At 58.4% G+C, this 24,702-nt stretch carries 17 protein-coding genes, 5 pseudogenes and 1 other annotated feature; of the genes and pseudogenes, 14 read left to right on the top strand and 8 right to left on the bottom strand.

Going from position 1 to position 24,702, the window contains the following annotated elements; genetic code table 11:
* Window positions 1-103: 103 nt before the first annotated feature.
* Both istA and istB read left to right on the top strand, forming a co-directional pair.
* Window positions 104-1,576: an IS21 family transposase gene (gene istA / locus IVB23_RS15125; protein WP_247804030.1), complete on the top strand. Its 1,473-nt coding sequence runs from the start codon at window positions 104-106 to the stop codon at window positions 1,574-1,576.
* Window positions 1,573-2,429 (top strand): annotated as a pseudogene (istB, locus tag IVB23_RS15120) (IS21-like element helper ATPase IstB). The gene istA and the pseudogene istB overlap by 4 nt, the downstream one beginning before the upstream one ends.
* An 81-nt stretch (window positions 2,430-2,510) precedes the next feature.
* On the opposite strand, the pseudogene IVB23_RS15115 reads toward istB, so the two are convergent.
* Window positions 2,511-2,624, bottom strand: a pseudogene (locus IVB23_RS15115) (transposase); the annotation flags it as partial.
* An 87-nt stretch (window positions 2,625-2,711) separates the two neighbouring features.
* On the opposite strand from IVB23_RS15115, the pseudogene IVB23_RS15110 reads away from it, so the two are divergent.
* The 12 genes and pseudogenes from IVB23_RS15110 to IVB23_RS15055 form a co-directional block, all read left to right on the top strand.
* Window positions 2,712-2,918, top strand: a pseudogene (locus IVB23_RS15110) (IS5/IS1182 family transposase); the annotation flags it as partial.
* A 225-nt stretch (window positions 2,919-3,143) separates the two neighbouring features.
* Window positions 3,144-3,485, top strand: a complete 342-nt coding sequence (locus IVB23_RS15105; protein ID WP_247319898.1) for an SIR2 family protein — start codon at window positions 3,144-3,146, stop codon at window positions 3,483-3,485.
* 323 nt (window positions 3,486-3,808) lie between these two features.
* Window positions 3,809-4,511, top strand: a pseudogene (locus tag IVB23_RS15100) (hypothetical protein); the annotation flags it as partial.
* A gap of 146 nt (window positions 4,512-4,657) precedes the next feature.
* The gene (locus tag IVB23_RS15095) at window positions 4,658-4,972 is read left to right on the top strand and encodes a nitrogen fixation protein NifZ (protein ID WP_247319897.1); all 315 of its coding nucleotides are present in this window, start codon (window positions 4,658-4,660) and stop codon (window positions 4,970-4,972) included.
* Window positions 4,969-5,208 (top strand): nitrogen fixation protein NifZ, encoded by a 240-nt coding sequence (locus IVB23_RS15090; RefSeq protein ID WP_247804028.1) that lies wholly within the window; start codon window positions 4,969-4,971, stop codon window positions 5,206-5,208. The genes IVB23_RS15095 and IVB23_RS15090 overlap by 4 nt, the downstream gene beginning before the upstream one ends.
* A gap of 15 nt (window positions 5,209-5,223) precedes the next feature.
* Window positions 5,224-5,575 (top strand): annotated as a pseudogene (locus tag IVB23_RS15085) (DUF3024 domain-containing protein).
* Window positions 5,576-5,608: 33 nt separating this feature from the next.
* Window positions 5,609-5,878, top strand: coding sequence for a DUF6129 family protein (locus IVB23_RS15080; protein WP_247804027.1), 270 nt, complete (start codon window positions 5,609-5,611; stop codon window positions 5,876-5,878).
* A 563-nt stretch (window positions 5,879-6,441) separates the two neighbouring features.
* Window positions 6,442-6,660 (top strand): hypothetical protein, encoded by a 219-nt coding sequence (locus IVB23_RS15075; protein WP_247804026.1) that lies wholly within the window; start codon window positions 6,442-6,444, stop codon window positions 6,658-6,660.
* Between the two features lie 1,251 nt (window positions 6,661-7,911).
* Window positions 7,912-8,091 (top strand): hypothetical protein, encoded by a 180-nt coding sequence (locus tag IVB23_RS15070; protein WP_247319890.1) that lies wholly within the window; start codon window positions 7,912-7,914, stop codon window positions 8,089-8,091.
* A 298-nt stretch (window positions 8,092-8,389) separates the two neighbouring features.
* Window positions 8,390-8,938, top strand: coding sequence for a hypothetical protein (locus IVB23_RS15065; RefSeq protein WP_247804025.1), 549 nt, complete (start codon window positions 8,390-8,392; stop codon window positions 8,936-8,938).
* Window positions 8,844-10,018, top strand: a protein-coding gene (locus IVB23_RS15060) for an IS3 family transposase (protein ID WP_247804024.1) whose coding sequence is annotated in 2 segments (ribosomal slippage) — window positions 8,844-9,078 and window positions 9,078-10,018 — 1,176 coding nt in all. Because the reading frame shifts where the segments join, the coding sequence is not laid out codon by codon here. Before IVB23_RS15065 ends, IVB23_RS15060 begins: the two co-directional genes overlap by 95 nt.
* Window positions 9,071-9,187, top strand: a sequence feature (AL1L pseudoknot). It overlaps the preceding gene by 117 nt.
* 476 nt (window positions 10,019-10,494) lie before the next feature.
* A complete protein-coding gene (locus tag IVB23_RS15055; RefSeq protein WP_346659147.1) occupies window positions 10,495-11,067 on the top strand; it encodes an Lrp/AsnC family transcriptional regulator in 573 nt (190 codons plus the stop codon).
* 1,337 nt (window positions 11,068-12,404) lie between these two features.
* Here the strand turns inward: IVB23_RS15055 and IVB23_RS15050 are convergent.
* From IVB23_RS15050 to IVB23_RS15020, 7 genes are all read right to left on the bottom strand, one after another.
* On the bottom strand, window positions 12,405-13,937 hold the full coding sequence (locus tag IVB23_RS15050) for an AMP-binding protein (RefSeq protein WP_247804023.1): 1,533 nt from the start codon (window positions 13,935-13,937) through the stop codon (window positions 12,405-12,407).
* 2,770 nt (window positions 13,938-16,707) lie between these two features.
* Window positions 16,708-16,818, bottom strand: coding sequence for a hypothetical protein (locus IVB23_RS39305; RefSeq protein WP_253075443.1), 111 nt, complete (start codon window positions 16,816-16,818; stop codon window positions 16,708-16,710).
* A gap of 107 nt (window positions 16,819-16,925) precedes the next feature.
* On the bottom strand, window positions 16,926-17,162 hold the full coding sequence (locus tag IVB23_RS39300; protein WP_253075442.1) for a flavin reductase: 237 nt from the start codon (window positions 17,160-17,162) through the stop codon (window positions 16,926-16,928).
* A gap of 855 nt (window positions 17,163-18,017) precedes the next feature.
* Complete coding sequence (gene trpD / locus IVB23_RS15035) at window positions 18,018-19,031, bottom strand: anthranilate phosphoribosyltransferase (protein ID WP_247319883.1); 1,014 nt, start codon at window positions 19,029-19,031, stop codon at window positions 18,018-18,020.
* Between the two features lie 1,348 nt (window positions 19,032-20,379).
* Window positions 20,380-21,987 carry a carboxyl transferase domain-containing protein gene (locus IVB23_RS15030; RefSeq protein WP_247804022.1) on the bottom strand — a complete coding sequence of 536 codons (1,608 nt, stop codon included), beginning with the start codon at window positions 21,985-21,987 and terminating at the stop codon, window positions 20,380-20,382.
* A gap of 1 nt (window position 21,988) precedes the next feature.
* Window positions 21,989-22,495 (bottom strand): biotin/lipoyl-containing protein, encoded by a 507-nt coding sequence (locus tag IVB23_RS15025; protein WP_247319880.1) that lies wholly within the window; start codon window positions 22,493-22,495, stop codon window positions 21,989-21,991.
* A 1-nt stretch (window position 22,496) separates the two neighbouring features.
* Complete coding sequence (locus IVB23_RS15020) at window positions 22,497-23,966, bottom strand: biotin carboxylase N-terminal domain-containing protein (protein WP_247804021.1); 1,470 nt, start codon at window positions 23,964-23,966, stop codon at window positions 22,497-22,499.
* Window positions 23,967-24,702 lie beyond the last annotated feature (736 nt).

Below are 24,702 nucleotides of genomic sequence, written 5' to 3'. Positions count from 1 at the left end.
AAGGGGCCGTGCCGCCCGGTGATCCCGGTCGGCCGGGTATGGAGGTGGTTCTTCTGCGAGGGGGAATCACTTTGTGCCTGGCCGCCATGTAACCGATCACCAGATGAGGCTCTTTATGAAGTTCCGTCAGACTAATCCCACTGCCGCCGCGGCGGCGAAGGCGTCGATCAGTATCGCCACGGCCTATCGCATCGAGAAGGACCCGAGGCTGCCCTCGCAAAGGAAGGCGCCCCGCGAGCGGCGCCGGCCCGACCCGTTGGGCGATACTTTTAAAGCCGAGGTCGTGCCCATGCTGCAGGCTTCCCCGGGCCTCCGCTCTGTCGCTATTTTTGAGGAGATGATCCGGCGGCATCCCGAGCTGGGCGGCGGCATTCGCCGCACGCTGGAGCGGCGCATCCGATCGTGGCGCGCCATTCATGGCGCGGAGCGTGAGATCATTTTCCGGCAGGTGCATGAGCCCGGCCGGATGGGCCTTTCGGATTTCACCGACATGGGCGATGCCGGCATTGCGATCGCCGGCGCCGCGCTGGATCACCGGCTCTATCACTTCCGGCTGGCCTATTCCGGCTTCGAACACGCTCATGTCGTGCTCGGCGGGGAGAGTTTCGTGGCCTTGGCGGAAGGGCTGCAGAACGCCCTGTGGTCGCTCGGTGGCGTACCGCGCGAGCACCGCACCGACAGCCTTTCGGCGGCCTTCCGCAATCTCGACCCCCAAGCCTGCACAGACCTGACGCGCCGCTACGATGAGTTCTGCCGTCATTACGGCATGACGCCTTCGCGCAACAATACCGGCATCGCCCACGAGAACGGCGCCATCGAAGGCCCGCACGGCCATCTCAAGCGCGCCATCCAGGACGCGCTGCTGATGCGGGGCTCTGCCGATTTCGCCGATCTGGCCGCCTATCGCGGCTTCATCGACGAGATCGTCAGCCGCCGCAATGCCCGCAATGCCAAGCGCATCGACCTCGAACGCGCCGGACTGCAGCCCCTGCCGGGCCAGCGCACCTCGGATTACGAGGAAGTCGGCGTCCGCGTCACCTCCTCGGGCGGCTTCACGCTGCGCAAGGTATTCTACACCGTGCCCTCGCGCCTGATCGGCCATCGGCTCCGGGTGCGCCTGTTCGACGACCGGCTGGACCTGTTCATCGGCGGCACCCCGCTCATGACCCTGACGCGGGGGCGCCCTCATGCTTCCGGCAAACACGACCAAGTGGTTGACTATCGCCATGTCATCCATTCGCTGCGCAGGAAGCCGATGGCGCTGCTCAGCCTGGTCTATCGCGATCAGCTGTTTCCACGCGACGCTTACCGGCGAACCTTCGACGCGCTCCTGATGCGCCTGCCGGAGCGCCAGGCCTGCCGCGTCATGACCGATCTGCTCGCGCTCGCCCATGAGCGCGGCTGCGAGAGCGAACTGGCCGACAAGCTTTCCACCGCTCTGGAGACCGAGCAATTGCCGGACATGGCCGCTTTGCGGGCCCACTTCGCGCCCGATCCCGCCGCACTGCCGAACGTCGAGATCCACCTCGTGCCGCTCAATGTCTATGAAGCCCTGATCGGTGGAGACGTGGCATGAAGACGAACAGCACCATCGATACCGCCAAGCTTGGCATCCTTCTCAACGAACTGCGTCTTCCTGCCATCAAGTTCATATGGCCCAAATTCGCCGAACAGGCCGATAAGGAAGGCTGGCCCGCTGCCCGTTTCCTCACCGCCATCGCGGAACACGAACTCGCCGATCGCCGCCGCATCGAGCGCCATCTCGTCGAAGCCCACCTCCTGCCGGGCAAGACCCTTGACACCTTCGAGTTCGAGGCCGTGCCGATGATCTCCAGGGCCCAGATTATGGCGATTACCGCCGGCGACGCCTGGCTCGAGAAGGGCGCCAATCTGCTCCTCTTCGGTCCGCCCGGCGGCGGCAAGAGCCATCTGGCGTCCGCCATCGGCCTCGCTCTCATCGAGAACGGCTGGCGCGTGCTCTTCACCCGCACCACCGACCTCGTCCAGAAGCTTCAGGTCGCCCGCCGCGAACTTGGCCTCGAAGCCGCTATCGACCGGCTCGATCGCTTCCATCTGCTGATCCTCGATGACCTTGCTTACGTCACCAAGGATCAGGCCGAGACCAGCGTGCTGTTCGAGCTCATCAGCGCCCGATACGAACGACGGTCGATGCTGATCACCGCCAACCAGCCCTTCGGCGAATGGGGAAAGGTCTTTCCCGATCCCGCCATGACGCTCGCCGCCGTCGATCGCCTGGTCCATCACGCCAGCATCTTCGAGATGAATGTCGAGAGCTACCGCCGGCGCGAGGCCATCGAACGAAAGCGAGGTCCGGGGCGGCCGGCCTCATACGCCACACCTGCCAATATCGCTGCTGATTGACGCGCCGCGACAATCAACCTGACAAAGTCCTTGCGCGCGACAATTAACGCCGCAATTATCGTTCTCCCGCGACACCGGATTCTCATCCTGATTGTCGCCCGCCTCTTATCCAGTTTGTCGCGCTACAGGTGAACGTCGAAATGCTCGGCCAGTTGGGCTACCGTTCGGTCGCCCTTGATGGCTGCCAGCGCCACCTTCGCCTTGAAGGCCGGTGAGTGATTCCGGCGTGCTCGTCTGCTCATCGTCTCTCCTGATTCGCGGGCCAATCTTGCCCGCCGTCAGGCAGAAACTCCACTTATCGCCCTGTTCAGATTTCCCGAGCCGGCTCTAAGCGCTTTGGTGACAAGCTCGAGCTTCTGCTGGCCGAGAGCCTGAGGGTGGCGCACGACGCCGGGGCACTGCGCAGGCGCGATCTCAAGCGGGTCACCGTGGATACCACGGTGCAGCCCAAAGCCGTCACCTTCCCGACCGACGGCAAGCTGCTGCGTGCAGCCATCGAAGGGCTCAACCGGCTGGTCCGCAGAGTAACTGCTGGCTAACGAGGCCGGCGCAACCAACCTGGACTGTCACGATCTCCGCCGGTGGATGGCCCGGCACATCAAGCTGGCCAAGGTGGCAAGTCGGCAGTCGAAAAGAGAATTATTGTCTTTGATCTCAGAGGCGATACGATGCCTTAAATTACTTAAGCTCTATAAGAAGATAAAGGCGAATAGGCTGGAACATAGGAGTATAAGTCCCGTTGCGGGGCCCATTGGCCTACTGTGCTGCGCAAGCCGCATGGCGGCGTGCTGCCGGTCAAGAGCTTTCTGATTACTGACGCTGATTATGTTGAGGTTCTGACTGAAATCGACATCCAGACACCAGTTCCCGACATCATCAAGGAAAGGCGGAACGGACGGAGCTTCCTCTTCATCGGCTGTCGCTTCAGATCGGCTTTTGCTATTTATGCGCGGCAGATCACCAAACGCTCGGCTGACGTCCATTACGCGATCGTCGATCCGCAAGCACTCTCGCGCAACGAACTCTGCTTTCTGGTCGAGCAACACCTGACACCGATCGCGATATGGCTCCCGCACGCAATAGAGATGTTGAGCGCCAAGTAGCGACGCAAAGTGGGCTGCTCGCCCCGGTCCGCTAGTAGGAAGAGGTCGCATCGCAAACGACCGGTGCGGGTTGGGAGATTTCACGCGAGAGCTCAATGAGAACCCAACGGCCATCTCCGTCACAATCGCGACGCCTGTCGCATTTGCGACGTGTGAACTGTCGCTGACGCGCGCGCAACTGTGCGGATCACGTCTAGCTAACTCATTCACAGGGCGGGAATGCCATCGCCATCCGAGATGGCACGCGAGTTGCTAACTCTCGTTCTGTGGCCGCTCAGGCCGGACGCGGAAAACATGTCAAAGATGCTGAGGATAGCGGCGGGATGCGGGTCATCACCGGTTATAAGGGTTCCCGGAGCTCTTCGAAGAATGGCAAAGGGAGCTATGGGTCACAGGCTGCCCCAGGCGATCTGCCGTCCGAAATCTGGGACAAAGGTAGGACTCATCCCTGCTATAGCGAAGAAGCTCATCATCATTACGCTCGCATCCATGTCGCGGTCGCGCCGGCTTGCAATATTCAATGCAACTACTCCAATCGTAAGTACGACTGCGCCAATGAATCGCGTCCGGGGGTTGTTAGTGAGAAGCTCACTCCTGAGCAGGCGGTGAGAAAGCTGCTCGCGGTCGCCACCAGAATTCCACAGCTGACTGTGCTCGGTATCGCCGGCCCCGGCGATGCCTTGGCCAATCCGAAAACGACTTATCATGCCACAGATCTCCGCGCCCGAACACGGCACAGCATTCGGGCTCAAAGGCCAGCGAGGCCCGACAGCGCAGGAATTGGCGGCGCTTCAGGATGCTTGTGAAGGTCAGATAAAGATGATGCGGCATCGCCGCCAGTGCCGCGCTGACGCCGTCGGCCTGCTCGGAGATGATCGCAGCAGCGAGTTCACCATAGAGAAGGTCATGGTCATGGACGTTCAATATGACCTCGAGACGCGCAAGGCTTATCAGGCCAAGATTGAGGATGAGCCTGCGGCGAGGATCACGACCAGGCAGGAGGAGTTTCCGGAACTCGCTGGCGAACCTGAACGGCATGCCCGCTACGAAGTGGCGATTCGCATCGCGGATGACGAGTCGGCATGTCTCATCGCAGACGAGGGCAATATGCTGCAGAAGAGCACCTCTGCTCGCGTCTCCGTGCGCCCTGCAGGTTCGCGAGGGGGCGGTGCATGAACATGATCGTTCGCGACAGTGATGTGGTCCAGCAAAGCGGGCCGCCCGCGTTCAGCCTCGGCGAAAAGGTGCGGGCCAGCAGTACCATCCGCAATGACGACACCTTTCGCGGCAAGGAGATCGGCGACATTCTGGCCAGGAAGGGCGACGTGGGTTATGTCGTTTCCATCGGCACGTTCCTGCAGAAATTCCATATCTACGGTGTCGAATTTCTTGAAAGCGGCTACCGCGTCGGCATGGGGCGCAAAGAGCTCGACCCGGTCGACGAGGGCGTAGATGATCTGCCATTGCCGGAAATGGCTGTGTCATGACAGAGCCGTGCGTTCCAAAATATCGATCGGGCCAGCGCGTGAAAACCGCAGTCAATCTCATCAATGACGAGTCAGTTGCCACCGCGCCGCCTGATGGGATCCTGGTCGGCGCCGGTGCTATCGGCGAGATTGTCCGGGTCGCGATGCATACCGAAGCGCGCGTGCCGATTTATCTTGTAGGTTTTGGTGAGCGGCTGGTCGTTGGTTGTCTTGAAGAAGAGATCACAATCCTTTGAGGGGATGTTCTCGCAATGAGAGTGTCGAGAGAGGTACCGGTCGGGCTGATCCCGCATCCGAACGAGCTAGATCGCAAGCGGATCGAACGTGCTTTGATCTCGCGCAAGCACTATCGCTATGTCTCGCCTAGTGTGACGCCGGTAAAGGCTGGCTATCTCATTGAGAGTCCCTGCTGCTCGCGCAATATCGAGAACGATGGCGGTCAGATCGATGTCGCGCTATTTCATTACGATGCCGAGAGCGGGATCTGGAAAGTTCTTCAAGAACCATGCGCGAGGAAACTGGAAATTTTACAGCATTTTCCACCGGCTGGCCTCTGCGATCGACGAATTGAACACGGATCCCGAGCGGCTGTTCTGGCAGTGATGCTCATTTAGCAGCAGTCATATAGGAGCCACAATGGCGCTCGCCACAGAACAATTGATCGAAATCGAACGCCTGCTTGCGACAGCTAACACAGACACTAGCGCCGTTGCTGACCTAAGGAGCCGCTTTCCGCAGCTCACCTTGGTTCGATGTGCTGCGTCGGATGTGGCGGAGCAGCCATTCCGGCGTCTTCCACAGTTTGACCTGCATCTAATCGATGGATCGGACCACTGCATGCAGATTACGGCCGACCAGGCGCGAGCGACTGGATTGGTGCTGGCTAGAAGGCATGTTGGGCGATGATCAGAACTGGACCTGCAGAGAATCGCCTCGATGACGCGGAGGCGGTGAATGCAACTCCGCTCTCGGATCCTGATATCATTGTTGCCGACTCTCTGCCGTCGAAGCGCAATTGTGTTCGCAGCGAATTTCCAGTCGGTGGACGACTGAGAGGCTCGAACGAGCTTTCGCGGTCTATGTTGGCCGCAAGTATAACGTTGCGGTTCCAAGCGCACGATTGGGCTCCTGCTTGGCCTGAAGGCGGTCAGTATCGAGCGGGAGCAAGAGGTAATCGCCTCCTCCTATTCGTTTCTCAGGCCGTCCACGCCATCAATCTCGCGGACGCACGGGCGGAGTTTGCCGACATCGACTGTTGGTCCGAAACGTGGCTCAAGGCAATGCCGAAGTACGTATGAGGCCTAACACACGGGCGATTATCGCCGTCAACCCGAACGGGCCACCCGGCACCAATGCAGGTGCGAAGTTCAAGTCGCGGCGCGAGGTCCACCCCAAAGGGGGCGAAACTGAACACGTCACAATCGAGCAGCCCACCGGTCTCTAAACCTGGCAAAAAAAACGGGAACGATATGAATCCGCAGATCATCATTCACGCCCGCTTCGCCCCGAATGGCAGGGTGATCCAGATCAGCGAGCGCCCGGCGAGGCTCACGCCCGACCAATGGTTTAATGTTCTCAAGGCCCGAGCCGGCTCTGCCTATCGCCCACTGTCCCGTGGTCGTGGCGTTTTTCGGCTGACCCGGGCCGCAGTTGATACCTTCAAGCAAGAAACTGTGACGCCGGCATGAGCGAAGAGATCATCGATATCGTGGCTAGCCACGAGATTGAGGTGGTCGCAGGCTGTCCAGCCGATGCGATCGAGCGGGTGGCGCCAGGGCGTACAGTCTGTCGCAGATCGAAGACATCGGCGAGGGCCTGCCGGTTACAATTCTTGTGATCCTGACTTTCGGTAATGACTATTTCGATTATGTCAATCGTTGCTGGCACGACGGAGTTTGGCTTAAGATCGCTTACTGCGGGTTGTTCTCCCCGGATCGGTCATGATTCAGATACAAAGGCACGGTGCGACCTTGGAGGTCGACAGTGGTTTTGCATCGGGGCCTCGTAATGGCACGCGCTTAGATCGGTTGCACTCCGCGCTGTAGTCGACAATGGGGTCCGAGTGTCCGGGGGGCCGTATAGTCGCGATCCGTCGGCTTTGCGAAACACCCACGTGCCGGCGGTCTCGTTCCTCCGATAACCGATCGACAGGCCTTGTCCGATTGATACAAAGACGGGCGTTTTGCGCACCGGCTTGTCCAGCCGCGCACTGCGGCTTTCGAGCGTCTTGTCCCTGATGCGCCTGACCATCGCCGATGCCTCAGCTTCATTCCGAAAGTGTCCAGCCGGAGTCCAGTGGACAAGGATTTACACGGGACTGATACTGGCGGACGCCAGCGCGCTCGAATCCTTGAAACGGCCGGCAATTTGAAGATCTCTATAATAGGGCGTCGTGTCCTTCGCTCACCTGAACAAGAACAAGCTTCGCTCAGAAGCATGCCTTGGCCGCAGGAGGAGCCCGTGGGATTGAGACAAAAGCTCGCTAGCGTTTCCTTTCCGCGGAGCCTTTAGGCCGTCTGCTTTTCCAAAGCTGTACAAGCGGAAGACACCGCTCAGCATATGTTAGGTGAATCATCCCGTTCACGTCGGCGATACGCGATAAACCGACAAGTCTGAGTTGGCAGCTGAATTAGACGGTTGCGTCTTACAAGGGATATTTCCCAAAATTACCCAGATGCTGAGTTCGGACGCCAGCAACCAATGCGACCTCATCTGGAATAATCACGATCGGGGCAGGGCCGCGCCTCATAAGGCCGAAGCAGGACAGTTCGAGTCATCTCCAAAATGCTGACCGAAAAACACCGCGTATCCACGGACAACCGCTGGGATAAAGTTCTATCGCTCCGATCTCATCGGCAAAGGCTGCCGCAGAGCCGGAATGATCTCGTGGGGATTGCTCATGCCCTGCATCGGAAGAGAAAAGTGAAGCGGGTTATGGCATGAGCTACACCGACGCAGCCTTTAGTTTCTGGTGGACCCTCTGGAATAATAACTACGAAGTCTTCGCAGCAGATGGCTGGACGCCCGATGATCAGTTCGGCCTTTCGGTTGCAGGCGGCGAACACTGCGAGGACCATTCTCGAATCCTATTATCTGTTCGAGGCATCGAATGTTCTTGATGACCTGAGCGAGCCCAAAGACATCTGACCGTCAAGGACATCTGCTTGTTGGACGCCTGCTCATGCCAAATGCATGGAAATACGCCTATAGCCGCCTCTTCCCAGTCGCACCGGCTTTCACGGAAACCGGAGTTCTTGCCCTTGAGGGGCAGCGCCGCGTGCTCGAATGCATGATCGACGAGCGCGTCGATGGGATCTGCATTCTGGCTCATTGTTCCGAGCAGTTCCTGTTATCGGAGCAGGAGTGCGATATATTGGTTGATTTGTCCTGGCTCATGTGGGTAGTCGCAAGGCGGTCATGATCACATGCAAACATTTCAGCACGCAATTTGCAATCGAGCGCGCCCGCTATGCGGCCGCGCGTGGCGCAAGCCTTCTGATGCTGATGCCGCCCTATCTCGGCGTGAGCCTCAACGCAGACGCGCCCTCGATGTTCGATCGTTTCGGCCGTGTCGCAGATGCGGCCAAGATTTCGATCCTGGTCCTGAATGCGCTGCTCAGTGGCGTGACGTTAACAATGTCGTTTCTGGTGCGCCTTGCCCGGGAGATGCGGCGCTTTAGTTATTTCAATATCGAGGTGCCGTTTGCCGCGGCGAAGCCGCGGACGTTGACTGACGCCGGAGGAGAGGCAATCCTAGGCCCCTTTGAACCGCCCCGGGTTTGCCGGAGGCTCCAACTCCTGAGAGGATGGAGCCATGACGAGCAAGACAACGAACAAGTTTTCACCCGAGGTCCGGACCCGAGCGGTTCGGATGGTTCTGGATCACGCCGGCGAGCACCCGTCGCGCTGGGCGGCAGTGACGTCAATCGCGGCCAAGATCGGCTGCACGCCGCAGACGCTGCATGACTGGGTCAAGAAGGCCGAGGTCGATAGCGGGCAGCGGACCGGCGTTCCGACCGATACGGCCGAGAAGCTGAAGGCGCTCGAACGGGAGAACCGCGAGCTTCGGCAGGCCAACGAGATCCTGCGCAAGGCAAGCGCCTATTTTGCGATGGCGGAGCTCGACCGCCGGTCCAAGCCATGATCGCCTTCATTGACGATCATCGTGGGGCGCATGGGGTCGAGCCGATCTGCAAGGTGTTGCCGATTGCCCCCTCGACCTACCACGCCCATGTCGCGAAGCGGCGCGATCCGGCCACGCGGTCGGCGCGCGCCAGGCTGGACGCCGCGCTGAAGATCGAGGTTCGGCGCGTCTTCGATCAAAACTTCTCCGTCTACGGCGTGCGCAAGGTCTGGCGGCAGCTCAAGCGCGAAGGCTTCGATGTTGCCCGTTGCACGGTGTCGCGACTGATGCGGGACATGGGTTTGCAAGGGGTCATCCGCGGCAAATCCGTCAAGACCACGATCAGCGACAAGGCCGCGCCATGCCCGATGGATCACGTCAATCGCCAGTTCAAGGCACCAAGGCCGAACGTCCTCTGGCTCTCCGACTTCACCTATGTCGCGACCTGGACCGGCTTCGTCTACGTCGCCTTTGTGATCGACGCCTATGCCCGCAGGATCGTGGGCTGGCGGGCCTCCCGCACGGCGCACGCAGGCTTCGTGCTCGATGCGCTGGAGCAGGCCCTGCACGATCGCCGACCGGTCCATCGCGGCGGGCTCGTGCATCATAGCGATAGGGGCAGCCAATACGTCTCTATCAAATACACCGAACGCCTGGCTGAAGCTGGCGTCGAGCCTTCTGTCGGCAGCGTCGGAGATTCCTATGACAACGCTCTCGCCGAAACCATCAACGGTCTCTACAAGGCCGAGGTGATCCATCGGCGCGGACCATGGCGCAGCTTCGAGGCCGTCGAGTTCGCGACGCTGGAATGGGTGGACTGGTTCAACAACCGGCGGCTCCTGGAGCCCATCGGCAACATCCCGCCGGCCGAAGCCGAGCAACGCTACTACGCCATGCTGGAACAACCGGCCATGGCGGCATAACTTAAACCAAATGGCCTCCGGCAAACCCGGGGCGGTTCACTTCGACGGAGAGGAAGCCATTACAATGATGCCAGATCTCGATGCTGGTGCGAGCGGGACGATACCGGGCGCGCTGCTTCCTGATCTATTGCGATCCAGTGATCGATCATCACACGACGGGACGCAGGCGGGAAGCCGTCCTGCCTATGGAAGAGTGCTGTCATTAATCGGTTTCGAGAACCGCCAGTGTGGCCTGCGCGCCGCCACGGGCGCGATGTGACATAGCTGAAGGAAATTCACCCCACAAACAGCGCCGTGAGGAAAAGAGCTTTAGCGGCTTATTGGAATTAGGAGAGGCGACGCAAGCCGACCGGGCGCGCACGAGCCCGAACCGGTGGTTAGCTGTCCCCGATAAGGTTTGAGCTTTCAACTCGTCAGTGCGCGCATTGTCGGCTGAAGACGTACATTCGTAGAGGTGCTAGGGAGGAGGTTTGGAGATGACCGGGACGCTCAATGGGACTATGTCGCATGCTTGGACGAGGCGGTCGCGCTCGACAGTCCGCAATGCAGCCATAGAAATCGACAAAATCGATGCTCGTCTTCTTGATCTCGTTCAACGCAACAATCGCCTAAGCAGTGAAGAACTCGGCGCGAAAGTTGGCCTATCTGCATCCGGAGTTCAGCGCCGACTAAAGCGCCTACGAAAGGAGGGCGTGATAGAATCAGACGTTTCAATCATTTCGCCAAGGGCGATCGGCCGAAGCTTGACTATGCTGGTCCTCATTTTCTTTGAGCGCGATCGCGCCGACATCATTGATCGCTTTAAGCGGGGGATCCGCACTATGACGGAGGTGATGAGCGGATTTTACGTCACTGGCCAAGCTGATTTCATCCTGTTGGTGACTGCAAATAATCTGGAAGAGTACGATCATTTCACCCGACGCTTGATAAAGGAAAATCCAGATATGAAGCGCCTCGAGACTGTAGTTGTTTGGACCGAGTCAAAGCCGGTTTCATTTTACCAATGGGATCGTTGGCATGCTGGTGACCAATCTCGCCGTGACCCTTAACGGCCTGATCTTGAATCAAGCATAATCGCTTTCCGCGCTGTGAGAGCGGTAACGACCATCTCGTACTCTCGGCCCGGGTCGATGCGGTCCGATTAAAATGAGGCCGCGTTCCAGCTTCGGCGCATGCTCCTCAACAGCAATGTCCGAGGCTAACACTATGAGGCCGGCGCTTGTTGTGCGGTTTCGGACTGCCGAACAAGTCAGGCCAGGTTCAAAACGCCTTGCGCGATCGACAGGTCGCTAATTTTTCCGGGCATAATCAGAAGCTTTATTCAGCAAGGCGCTGGTACGGGGATTGCTGCAAGCACTCGTCAAGGGCGAGCGTCCACGCAGGCTCGCAAGAGCGATCTCTCCTTTTGAACCCGGACGGGCTCGAATGGCGCGCTACTCATCGGTTGATAGGAAGATTGATACAAATCGTGCTCCCAAAGGCGGCATGGGCAGTTCGATCGCGTCCCAGAATACGCCGGCAGCAACACGGGCAAAGCTCTAACTGACGCGGGCGCCGGCGGCGTCGAGGAGCCAAAAACGGAGATGGGATGGACGATCGGAATATCGGCTGAGTGAGGACGGGTACCCCAACTGGCGACGTCGCTCCGGCTCAGCACCTCTATATTAACTTCCTGGAAGAGTGCGGCACCTGTGAAGGCACGGACGACGTCTCGTGCGAACCGTCAACATACGTCGACTGCAACGGCGTTTGCGATCTGATTGGCAAGTTCAAAGCGCAGGAGATGTAAATCGCGATATTCGGTGAGAGGATGGCAATGTATGCCGCCAGCAGCATTTCAACAGACATTCCGAACCATGCCAACTCTGGCGTCGTGCAGCTCGGCGGTCTGCTCTGCAGACCGAGAAGGAGGCGCATGGGCCGAGAAGCGCTTGTGAGTGCCGCTCTGTTGAGCTCTCTTGCCTTCTCGTCCATGCAGCGTTCTCTCCCGTTTCTGAGGTTCAAATGACGCGTTCTAATGCTTCTCCTTCCAAACTGCGCGAGCATCCAGAGATATCAGTCGGCGAATCCTTGACTTACCAAACCCGGACTGTGGTCGGGCCCCCTATCTCCCTCCTGTGCAAACCACACGGAGACCAAGCCGACTTGGAGGCAAGCGAAAGTTGGTTGTCGCCAGATCAGAGCCCGACATTTGCGCGGTACCGGCATTCATAATGAGGATCCGCGGCATCAGCGACTTCGGGTCAACGTTATTCGACGGAAAGGCGCCGACAATGATCAACTCGCAGCTGCCGTGTTGGCATAGACGCGGTGACCCGTGGGGTTTTCGCGGCCCTCAGCGGCCACGCCTGCGGGATAAAGGAAATGCCAAAGCCGATCGAAATCTTCAGTCGCCGTCGTTGTGCTGGCTTGATCGTGTAAGCCCCTTCAGCGCGAAATGCTGGATCTTGCCCAACGCCGTTCGTGGCAATTCTTCCGTGAAAATAATTTCGCGCGGCACCTTAAAGCGGGCGAGCTGCGAGCCTGCATGCGCCGTTAGTGCTTCCGCGTCAAGCCGAACCCCCGGCCGCCTGATCACATAAGCGATCGGCACCTCATCCCAGCGCGGATCGGGTCGACCGAAAACGGCGCAGTCTGCGACATCGGGATGCTCCATGAGCGCGCGCTCTACTTCCGCCGGGTAGATATTTTCTCCACCGGAAATGATCAGGTTCCTTTTGCGATCATGAACCCAAAAGTATCCATCGGCATCGCGGCGGCCGATGTCACCGGTGAGATACCAGCCGTTGTGCAAAGGCTCGCGCGTTGCTTGTTGAGCGCCCCAATACCCGCTGAAGACATTGGGGCCCCGTACGGCGATCTCGCCCGGGCTGCCTGCCTGCAACTTGTTGCCGGTATCATCGAGAATAGCCGCTTCGCAGCATAGGCCGGGCAAGCCGCTCGAGCCCTTACGCGTAAGATCGCCGCCGAGCCTCGTATACACAGCAATAGGGCAGGTCTCGGTCGAACCGTAAACCTGCAGCACTGGCACCCCACGCGCGACAAAGCGTTCGATAAGGTGCTGCGGGACCATCGTTGAACCGGTGCAAATTGCCTTCAGTGAGGAGAGGTCCGTCGTCCGCCACTGAGGATGGTCGGTTAGGACTTGCATCATGGCAGGCACCAACGCTGCTAGCGTAGGTCTGTCGCGTTCGATCGCAGCAAGCGTCGCCTCGGGCGTAAATCGCGTGTGAATGGTGACGGTCGCGCCGTGATGCAACGCGGGCGTGGTCTGGATATTCAGGCCGCCAACGTGAAACAGCGGCAAGACCGTCAGGACATGATCGGTCGAGCCGAGGTTATGCATGTGCTGACTCATAACTCCATTCCACAGCAACGCTTCTTGACGCAGCACAGCGCCTTTCGGCCGCCCTGTGGTACCCGAAGTATAGACAATCAGAAGCGGGCAAGACAGGTCCGTGTGCTGATTGCGATCGTCGCCTCGGCCCTGGTCTACCAGGCAGTCCCACTTACTTCCGCCGAGAGGCGAAAAGTCCAACCCGGCAACAAAGGTATCGGGCAATTGCCCCGCCAGAGCTGGTAGCAGCGCATCAAAGGCCTGTTCTAGAGCTAGCACTTTGGGACGGGCGTCGGAGAGGATGAACAACTGTTCCGCGACCGTAAGCCGCCAATTTAATGGAACGAGCATCGCGCCGAGTCGCGCGCAGGCATAGAGCAGGGCCAGGTAGTCGGGCCGGTTGAGGCCAAGGATCGCAACGCGGTCGCCTCTCTCGATGCCGAGCTGGTGTTTTAGAGCACGAACGATTTGCTCGATCCTTTGAGTGAAGGCGGCGTAGCTTAGGGTGCCCCCGTCGAAGTGGATCGCGGGTTTGTCGGGAGCAAACGACGCGTTACGCTCAATCAGTGTGCAAAGATCCACCTTTGTCCCCTTTTCGCTCAGGTTCGCTACGTACTTGCAAAACTGCTTAAACCCCTGACCTCCTGAGCCGTTTGGAAGCTCTCGATCGCGATCAGATCACATCGGATGGCCTTCAGGCACGCGAGCAGTCAAGCGATCTCAGTCGGAAGCATACGGTCTTGACGACGTCATCAGCCCGGGCTCGATGTAAATCTCTTAAAGCGTAAAGGCGTAGGCGCGTCGTCACGGGCTCCGTTTTGTCCGACAGCGCTGGCGTGCATCTGCGCGTAGTGATAAGCGCACCATGACGTTATCTTCTTCAGGGTTCCGACTTACAAGCTCACCGCACATATAGGGAGATCTGGAATTTCCATCTTTGAAGCCGCCTATGGCTCGGCATTGACCTTTAGTGTGGTCGACCAACAGAACGTTCTTGACACCGTCGGGGTTTTTCATCGTGCTGCCCCGAAATGCGAAGCAATCTTTCGCGATTGTCGCGCCGGTCGCGCCGACCGACATTAGCCGCCTAAGCCGATTGGAACCATCGGAGGTCGGATCGACCGTCGTGCATTTCCGAGATGATGGTGCCGTGCGAGCTCCAAGCGGGCTGAACGAACACAACCAAAAACTCCTTGGTTCAACTGATCTCCACGGGTGTCCCGGCCCGCGGAGGAACTCGGTTTCCAATCTGCAATGGGAGCCGCACAGTGCGGTAGGGGTGACGTTGACGTCCTCTGAATTGACCAGCTCTCCAGCGATGTGAATCAAAGAAGGCGTATGGTGCCGCCCGTAGATTGTCGAGCCCATCAGGACCACCCGCAAGCCGCACTGTCGCGATGATCGAGGTAAGACGGTGCGGTGCGATTCTGACATGCTCGAACATTCGCAATCCTTATCTCGACCAGCCCGAGACTGGTGTACCTTGAGATCATACAATTTAACGTTACGTGCGATTCAAGCCCCTTGGACTTGTCGCTGGATCAAATTTTTCCGAGGCTCACCGGGCAACGCCGATAGGAAAAGTGGAAGAGCTCGCGATGCCAAGCTTAGTTAGTGGCCGCAACCGAGAAATACACAGTACCACGTCTTCCGCACTCGACCCTCACGCCATGGCGTGCCTTTGTCCGCCAACGCAATTCACGAGATGCACCCCAGCTAGCGGCGCCTGCCGTGAAGAACGAGCCGCGCGAATGCGCGAGCGCGCCGCCGTACGGCGGCAAATGGCGATGGCAGATATCGCGTCGCGCAGCAATCATCGCAGCGTCTGGTAAAGCCGATGCTATAGCCGCCCACGCGGTTCAACTAACGAAATGTAGAGCTGCTCATGGTGGATATGCGCGCCCTTGCCATCACACCGAGGCCGTCGAGTCTTGCGATGCGAGGCGGTAAAATCGCCGTCGGAAACGCGGCCGGACGTCGACCAAATCGAAGCCGAGCCCGGCGGCAAGGGTTTGGCATGATCGAAGAGCGCAGCTCCGGCGTTTCACTTCTCATAGGGGGGCGGTTAAGTTCTGCGTCCGCCTTGACACTGACGGCCTGGGTGCGCGATGTCAGCCCGAGGATCCTTGGCACGAGCTCCTTCGCGACCGAAATGGCCGGCATGCCACGGCACGTTCGTGATGAACGGCTCGAAACGCGCGAGATCTTGCATCCGGTGACGATCTTGCCGCCATCGCGCGCCAACTCTGTCACTAGCACATAATTGGCATTGCGCCCTCGGCTTTATCTGCGCGCCCGAGGTCGGGCTGCCGATCTCTTCGTAAGATAAGTAGAACTGGAGCACCGCCGAACGGTGAGCGCGCGCCGTTGGTGCGAACTTGCCGGAAAGGCATGATAGGAGAGATAGCCGCCGCACTTCATGTCGTAGATTCCTGCCCAAACGCGCTCTCCCCCTCGATCTTGAATGGCAGCCGCTCGACGAAGCCGATCGGATGGACTGTGTCGAAATGGCTCGGCACCACGATGCCAGGCGCCTCCTGTTCCCCGGAGGAGCGCGCCAGCAAACGATCGCTGCAACCGTCTCCGGTCCAAGCTGCCCGGCGGGCGCGATATCCGATGCGCCCAGACCGGCGACCGATTTCGACCAAGCGGCGAATGCCGTCGAGGATTGAGGCTGCTTAAAATGGGGTTTTGGGAATGGCTGTCATCGACGCTTGTAGGTTTCAGCCTTTATCGCGCGCACGAGTTCGTGGTGCGGTTCCACTCAATCAGATCATGATCTAGCGCGGTAATCATCAGGCTCGCCAACTTGTCGGTCGTAGGTGTCTGTGAAGTGTGATCTCATTTCGCGGCAACGATGCTACACGCCAGTCGATGGTAACGGTGCTATTAAGGCTGGTAGGTGTTGATCCAAAATCACGCAAAGACAATTGCACGACATGGTCAAGTGCGCCATTTCCCATGTGAGTTGTAGCTTTTCATGTCAGAAGTGTCTTTGTGCGTCGCGCGTATTGCATGTGAACTAACGTCGATCCAGCCGCGCTTACGGGCGCTTGCAACCATCTTGTTGTAGGCTGCTTCACAGTTTTCGCGGTCTTTGGGACGTCCGGGTAGCGTAGGCACCAAGCCAATAGGAATCAGCGCGTGGTCTTGGTCAACGAAAGTGCTCCCTCTTAAGGCTGCAGGTGTGGGGGACAGTGGGCCCTTCAATACGAGCTTGAACCCGCCAAAGTCTAGGGGTCGAGCAGTTGAAAGCCCCTTTCAGGCATATTCTATGATCATGTCTCGGATTCCCCACGAACGCATCTAGCCGCTGTTCGTCTCGAGCAGCGGTAACGTGCGCAAGCGGCACTCAATCATGCGGTAAGGTTCGAAGCGCGCCCCGAAAGTTGATCAATGGACTGCCATGAGCTAGCCGAGTCGCGATAATTCGTCCGACAAAGATGGTATGCGTGCCAATCACCTTGTGATCGTGCAAAACGCACTCGAGCGCGCAAGGTGCGCTTCGCAGAAGCGGTACGTCGAGGAGCCCCTGATTCTATGGCGCGATATCGAAACGCTGGTGACCTTTCACACCTTCCCGGCCGCCAAAGCGCAACGCGAGGTCCTCCTGGCGCCGCCGAGAAGACTCACTCCAAAGCTGCGTCTGGCGAATATCGCGTCATGCGTTTCGGAACTGGCATTAATACCGACCACCACGCAGGGCGGCTCCATGCAGATCGAAGTCACAGAACTGAGCGTCAGACCACGCCGCCCGACGGCCGTTCCCGTCGTTACGATGGCGACGCCACTCGGCAGATTTTGCATGGCTTGCCTGAACTCTGTCGCTTGAATTGACGGAACATTGCGCATCTCGGAAGAAAACTGGCCCCTCATAATCTGCCTCGGAAGGTGTTCGGTTTTCCGCGTTTTCGTTGTGGCGATATCATCCAGATAGTAGTTGCGCACTTCAGCCGTCAGAAACCGACCGTATTCCAGGGACGTTGTCCCTACGATCCTGAGGCACTCCGGGCATCAGGGCCTTCGCGCAGGACTGAGCCAAAAAGCGTAAGCCGTGGCTCACGAACTCGTCGTCGCCATTGGTATAAGTACGGGTGAACCATCGGCACCCCGGGCCCGCAAGATGACGCCGCCTCCGAGGTTTGGGAGCGTCGGCAGCTCTCAGCGCGTAGCGGCATGAGAGCACCTAGTGGATTCCGGAATCGTCGACAATCTGCTTTTTTGCAGCGAGAAGATGCTTATCGAGTGTTGTGTGCAGCGTACCCCGCAAATTTGAGGGGATGGAGCTGTCTGTATCGATGACCTCCCGAAATTTCCGAATGATGTGTTCTATCTTTGCCATAGATGCTAGCGCTTCTACCGTTCGTGGAGACGTCATTGCTTATCCTTTGACGCGTTGCGTGCACTCAAAATTGAGAACCTAAGCTTCGGCGCGGCCTTTGCTGATTGTCTCGGCAGGCGGCTTCGCACTGGTCTTCGCGATCTGAGGCCTTCCGCGCATCCTGCTCCCGTCGCTTCGAAAGCGGGGCTGCTGCGTCTGTGACCCGGCAACCGCGGTAAGCGCCTCGACGTGTGGCAGAGGCAACTCGCGCTTTGCGCCTGCAATCTCTTCGCGCTCGTAGGCTTCGATGTTGGTGTTCAAAATGTCGTACATCGGCCGTGTCAAGCATTGGAGATCGCGATCAGGTGTTTCAATCGCGCGGCTGCCGCACCGCTATTAAGGGATGCTTGCCCAAGGGCGACGCCCTCCTTCAAGCTGCTTGCGTGGCCGGCCACGATCATTGCCGCGGCGGCGTTGAGAAGAGCAACATCGCGGTACGGACTTGGCATGCCGTCGAGCACGCTTTGCAGCGCGATTGCATTGGCATCGGCGTTGCCGCCCCTCAGCGCCTCGTTGTGGCAGCGGGCGAGGCCCGCTTCTTCCGGGGTGACTTCGAAGGTGCGGATCGCATCTCTCTCTAGCGCGGCAACAAACGTCGGCCCGGTGAGGGTGATCTCATCGAGTCCATCTGAGCCATGCACCACCCACACCGACTCAGCACCAAGGTTCTTTAACACCTGCGCCAAGGGCTGCACCCATCGCCGCGAAAACACTCCGACGATCTGCCGCTTGACTCCGGCCGGATTTGCGAGCGGGCCGACTAGATTGAAGATCGTGCGGGTCCCAAGTGCCGCTCGGATCTGAGCAACATGGTGCATAGCCGGATGACGGATGGGCGCAAGCATGAAGCCGATGCCAGCTTCGTGCACACAACGAGCAACGCCTACAGGCGGGAGGTCGACCTTCACGCCGAGGCGGGCCAAGACGTCAGCAGCGCCTGATAGTGAGGACACGGCGCGGTTGCCATGCTTGGCCACGGGAACGCCCGCCCCGGCGACGATGAATGAGGCGCATGTCGACACGTTGACTGAGCCCGAAGCGTCACCGCCCGTACCAACGATGTCGACAGGATCTGGGGGCGCACTGACCCGGAGCATTTTGCTCCTCATGGCCGAGGCTGCGCCGGTGACTTCTTCTACGGTTTCGCCACGTACCCGCATCCCCATTAATAATCCCCCGATCTGGGAGGATGTCGCCTGGCCCGACATCATGATTTCAAAGGCTGTTGCGGTCTCCTCGCGGGTCAGCGTGGCACCTGTAGCAACTTTGCTAATGATCGATTTGAGGGCGTTCATTGGTCTACACGTGCTTAGTCGTTCCAATTGGACAGTCGCGCGTGCGAGCGCGACCTCAATCCGCTAGTTGATTCCATCTTCCATGTTGTCGATACCCACGCTGTTCTTTGCTGATATATGATCGGACAAACGTTGCGGTTTTGTGGGATCGAGCCGAACTCGACGGTTGCAGGATGACGTCGATGCCACACACGACTACTCGCCGTTGATGTTCCCAGCTGGCGCTGGCGCATAGCTCGAAATCCTGACCAAATACACTGCATGTTGCTCCTGATATGGCATTATGTCGCGCGGTCTCGATCGCAAATGTTACTCCTCCTCTTTGAGATACTTGACCTTCGAGCGCGTTGCGCAACTTTCGAGCGTCTCGGCCGGCATCATTGGCGCTCGTTACCGGCAGCGTCTGTTGGCTTAGAGGATGTTTGTAGTGATCCTAAGTCACTCGTTATCATACTTGCGCGCTCCATGAATCAATCTCACCCGTTTTCGTTTTCTGCGTTCAACAGCGAGGCGTCATTCGAAACGGGCGTTAGTGGGTCATGCAGCTCGGCAACCGGTCCGGCTCGGACCGCGTATGCGTTGTCGAGGCATGCGCGGTGTCAGCTTGAACGTCAGTCCGCTCTGCAATCTTTACAACCTGACGCTACGTAAGAATCAAGCTATCCATGGCGTTCACCTGCAAAGGAGCAAGTGTTCTTTGCTCGAGATCAGATCAGACGATTGGACGGTAAGACGGTGGGTGGTTCCATAGTCGAGCATGGCGGGACGACTTCTTCTGCGCCCAGCCCGTCGTGGAATCGTTGACTGCGATCGGTATGATGGCTTGCATGTCTCCTCCCAAGGATTGTTATCGTCGGTGATGAATGGACCAACAATCCATCAGGAGGGCGCACCTTAGATCTAATGTGACTGACGCGTCCGTTGGTGGATCAGAGTCAGCAGGGCGGCCGCGCTTGCATCAATCGCGAACTCCAGATGTCGATGGCTTCGACCCGCAGGGGCCTCGCAGTTACACTACGCAATGCTAGAAGTGTAACGAGCAGATCATCTCGAGTGTTACGCAATTTGCGTAATCCCCACGCGAGGTTCGATGCGCGGCCAATCAGGCCTATGCGACCCAGCTCCGCCTGCTTCGACGCAACGCCGTTGTCCTGATCGACAACGTGGTCACCGAATTCAACGCACCACTTAGAACCGGGTTGGTCTAAGTGACCAGGTCGCGAATTCGAGTTCTGCCACGGAACGTGGGCGACACCAATCTGGCTCATGCCGGGGACAGGACGATCCGTCGATGTGGACTCCAGTTAGAGAGTAGAATCTACAGACACGGACGTTCGACTCCCGCCGGCTACATTCGGAATACGCCATAATGGGGCGCTTCGATGGAAGCATTCAGCGAAGCGCTCAGGGCGATCGCGAGTGCACTTCGGGTATCGACTGGATCAAGAATTCCGTCGTCCCAGATTTCGGAGGTTGCATAGTAGGCGCTGGATCGTTCCCGATACTCGTCGAGAAGGGGACCTCGAATGGCTGCCAGCTCCTGCTCTGCGAGCCGCCCACCGACACGGGCCAGTTGTCGGGTCTTAACGTGGGTCAGCACACCTGCCGCTTGCTCGGCGCCCATCGCAGAGATCTGAGACTGCGGCCAGGTGAAGACGAACCGAGGATCGAAAGCACGTCCCGCCATAGCGTAGGTACCTGCTCCGTGCGAGCTGTTGCAAACGACCGTGAATTTTGGGACCGACGCTCCCGAGACGGCCATGATCAGCTTGGCACCATCCTTGGTTATGCCACGGCGCTCGTATTCGCGGCCGACCATGAAACCCGTTGTATTCTGCAGGAAGAGCAGGGGCGTCCGGTTCTTATCGCATAGTTGGATGAAGTGAGCGCCCTTCAGCGCACTTTCGCTGAGCAGCACGCCATTATTTGCAAGAATCCCTATTTGATATCCATGAAGCCGCGCGAAACCGCACAGCAGGGACGTGCCGAAACGCGGCTGGTATTCGTGAAATCGGCTACCATCGATCATGCGGGCGATGATCTCCCGCATGTCAAACTGCACTCGAGGGTCCTTTGGAATAATGCCGTATAGTTCCGATGCGTCGTAGGCAGGGGGCTCCGGGGCGGCTTGATCAATCGGAGTCTTCGCGGGACGATGGAATCGGGCAACGATATCACGTGCGATCGCAATAGCGTGCATCTCGGAGCTTGCGGAATAATCGCTCGTGCCCGACACGCTCGTATGCATGTGGGCGCCCCCAAGCTCCTGTGCCGATACGTCTTCACCGGTAGCAGCTTTCACGACTGGAGGGCCACCGAGAAATATAGCTCCCGTATCCTCGACCATAATGTTGAATTCGCTAAGCGCCGGGACGTAGGCCGCTCCCGCTGTGCAATGACCCATTGCGATCGCGACCTGCGGTACTCCCATCTTGGAGAGAATGGATTGGTTACGGAGGATCCGGCCCGCGAAGTAGCGATCGGCGAAGAACTCTGCCTGAAAAGGTAGGAATCCTCCGGCGCCGTCGCACAAATGAATCACTGACAGACGATTCTCGATTGCGATGTCCAAGGCTCGCACTATCTTCTTGACAGACAACGGATACCATGCGCCGCCCTTTACGCTTGCGTCGTCTGCATGAACCATCACCTCGCGACCCGCGACGATCCCGATGCCGACGACCTGTGCCGCGCCGGGCACTTCGCCGTTATAGGCCTTGTTAGCGGCCAGCGTTGAAAGCTCGAGGAACGGAGTTTTTGGATCGAGCAAGGCGTCGATGCGATCTCGTACAAACAGCTTATTTTGACGTCGAAGGCGCTCGAGCTGACGCTCGGGCCGCTGGAAGCGGACAGCTCGTTGCCGCTCCTTCAACTCGTCAGCAAGCCGCCTGTTGTGGAGCTCGTTTTGACGAAAGTCTTGCGAATTGACATTCGCCCCAGAAGCGATTCGTAGCATTTCAGCGCCCTTCTTTCGATAGCGTAATCAGCACAGCATCCCGCTCGAAGCTCTCCCCTTCTTTGAAATGGATTCGATCGACTACGCCATCCTGTGAAGAGCGAATAATAGTTTCCAGCTTCATGCTCTCAATCATCATCAGCGCCGCGCCTGCGGATACCGGTTGACCAGGCGAAACCGCGATCGTAACGACTACTCCCGGCATCGGTGCGCGGGTCATGAGCGAACTTTCTTCTTGGTTCACGCAAGCGAGCGTTCGCAACGGGTCGCTGTAGCGCAAAACGCGCGTCATGCCACGGATGTGGACGTGAATCAGGTCGCCTTCGATGACGAAGCGGACCCGTTCGGTCTCGCCGGCAATGGTCAGGACACCTGAATTCTCGCCGTATTGGGCGAACGCGACCGGGGAAATGACTTGGTCGCGCAAGTGAAGATGATAGGAGCCGGATTGGCAGGGTGAAAGCCATAACTGATGGTCGACGCCATCAACCTCGACGGAGTGATACACGTCAATTTCTCCAATGGCCCAGCGAAGCGTGAAGCGCGGGCACGGCATCGGCCGATTCGCGGACTTGTCGGATCAGGAGAGCAGCTGATGCCAGGAATGCCGGTAGGCCGGTAGCAGAGTTACCGGCGGCAATGTGGGGGTTTTCCTCCAGATATCCCGTATGAAACTGTCCGCGGATAAACGACTCGTCGGAAAGGATGCGGGCGAGGAAGCTAGCGTTTGTCTCGCAGCCGAGAAGAATGATCCCCTGAATCGCGTGATTGGCCGTCGCGGTGGCCAATGTGCGCGTCGGCGAATGCGCGATGATCTTTGCGAGCATGGGATCAAACGCAGTGGTGATTTGCTGACCCTGCGTGATGCCGCTGTCAATCCGTACCCCACTCGGATACTCGAGAAGAAGTACTTTGCCGGACGTCGGAACATAGCCTCGTTCGGGGGCTTCAGCGTACAGCCTTACTTCGATAGCGTGGCCGTTCGAAACGATATCTGACTGAGCAAAACAAAGTTCTCGGCCCGCGGTGGCATAGACCTGTTCGGCGACAAGATCGATGCCGGTGATCATCTCAGTCACGGGATGTTCGACCTGTAGGCGCGTATTCATCTCGAGAAAGTAGAATTCTCCTGCACAGAAAATGAATTCGACGGTTCCTGCGTTTTGATAATTCGCGGCGCGTGCGATACCGACCGCGGTCTCGCAGACGCGTTTCCGTAGTTCTGGCGACAGGGCTGGCGAGGGCGCTTCCTCGATGATCTTCTGGAAGCGGCGTTGCACCGAGCACTCCCGCTCAAACAGGTGTACAATGTTCCCAAAGGAGTCGCCGAGCACCTGCACTTCGATATGCCGCGGGTTCTCAATGTATCTTTCGACGTAAAGCCGGTGATCCCCAAAATACCGTTGCCCCTCAGAGCGAGCCCGCTCAATCGCGCCTTCCAGGGCATGGACGTCGCGTACAATCCGCATGCCCTTGCCGCCCGCGCCCCCTGACGGTTTTACCAGCAAAGGGGTTCCAATGGCACGCGCCCTGGAGACGAACGTCGCTGGATCGTCCTCCTCAATTGCAGATGGGGCCACTGGAAAGCCGTTCGACTGGACGAAGTTGCGGGCCCGAATCTTATCACCCATCAGTTCAATAGTTTCAGGTGCGGGGCCGATGAACGCAACGCCGGCCTTTATCACGGCCGTGGCGAATTGAGCCTGTTCGGAAAGAAATCCATAACCTGGATGAACAGCGCCGGCGCCCGCCTTGTGAGCGGCGGCGATAATTTGTGCGATGTCCAGATAGGCCGCGATCGGCGTGTGACCGCTGATAGGAATCGCTGTGTCGGCCATGGAGACTGCCGGGCTTCGCGCATCGACCTCGTGGTAGACAACTGCAGAACGAAGGCCCAGCTTCCGTAATGTCTTGATGATGCGGGCGGCGATCTCGCCTCTGTTGGCGATAAGGACTGTATCGAAAGGCAGTGTGTGCATTCGCTATCCAAACAAACAACTCAAACGAGATCTTACGTTACTTGCGAGCGGGTTGGTCCGCTTTCGATAGCTCCGCTCGCTTATCTGTTGACAGTGAGTCGGCCATCCACCCGCGCAATTATTACCTTGCGGCTCGGTTTGGGGAGCGCCGCGCGGCGGCGATCGAGGGTGCAGGATGGTTCGTAGTACCTCACTTCGAGCCTGTTCTTTTCTTTGGCGGTATCGCCAATGGAAATCACATCGCGACATTGATGACTCAAGCTCGCCTGCTTGGCTCTGAGACACGCAGTGATGGCGGTGCGATCCGGGATGTGGGTGCTACACAGGCGAAACACGTCCTGTATGCAACCGTCTTTCTCCGCGTCGGTCGGCGGCTGATCTCGCGCACCCGCCGACTCGAGGCACAGAGATGCCGTTGCACAATAAGAACTACTGCACAGCAGTTGGCTTTGGGACGCAAAAACCAATGCGTTCGTTGTGTGCGCGTCACCATATCCTCTTCAGGTCGGTACGTTGCGGTATTGGTGTTCGTGCGCAAGGCACAGTATGGCCTTTCTACAGGAAAAACAGACCGGAACCGTTCAAGTCGTTGATGGCTGCGGAAGCGTTGCTTTGTATGGTTGAACCGAAGGCTGCGATGTGTTGACGATTTACAATCAGCATGCCGATGTCGTCGTAACGCGTGTTGTCTTGCCGGACTCGACCTCGCAAGTTTGCCTGGCTCCGGACGAGATGA

Origin of the sequence: Bradyrhizobium sp. 191, from assembly GCF_023100985.1 — a bacterium.
Taxonomy (GTDB): Bacteria; Pseudomonadota; Alphaproteobacteria; order Rhizobiales; family Xanthobacteraceae; genus Bradyrhizobium; species Bradyrhizobium diversitatis.
This window is presented reverse-complemented; position numbering and strand designations above follow the sequence as displayed.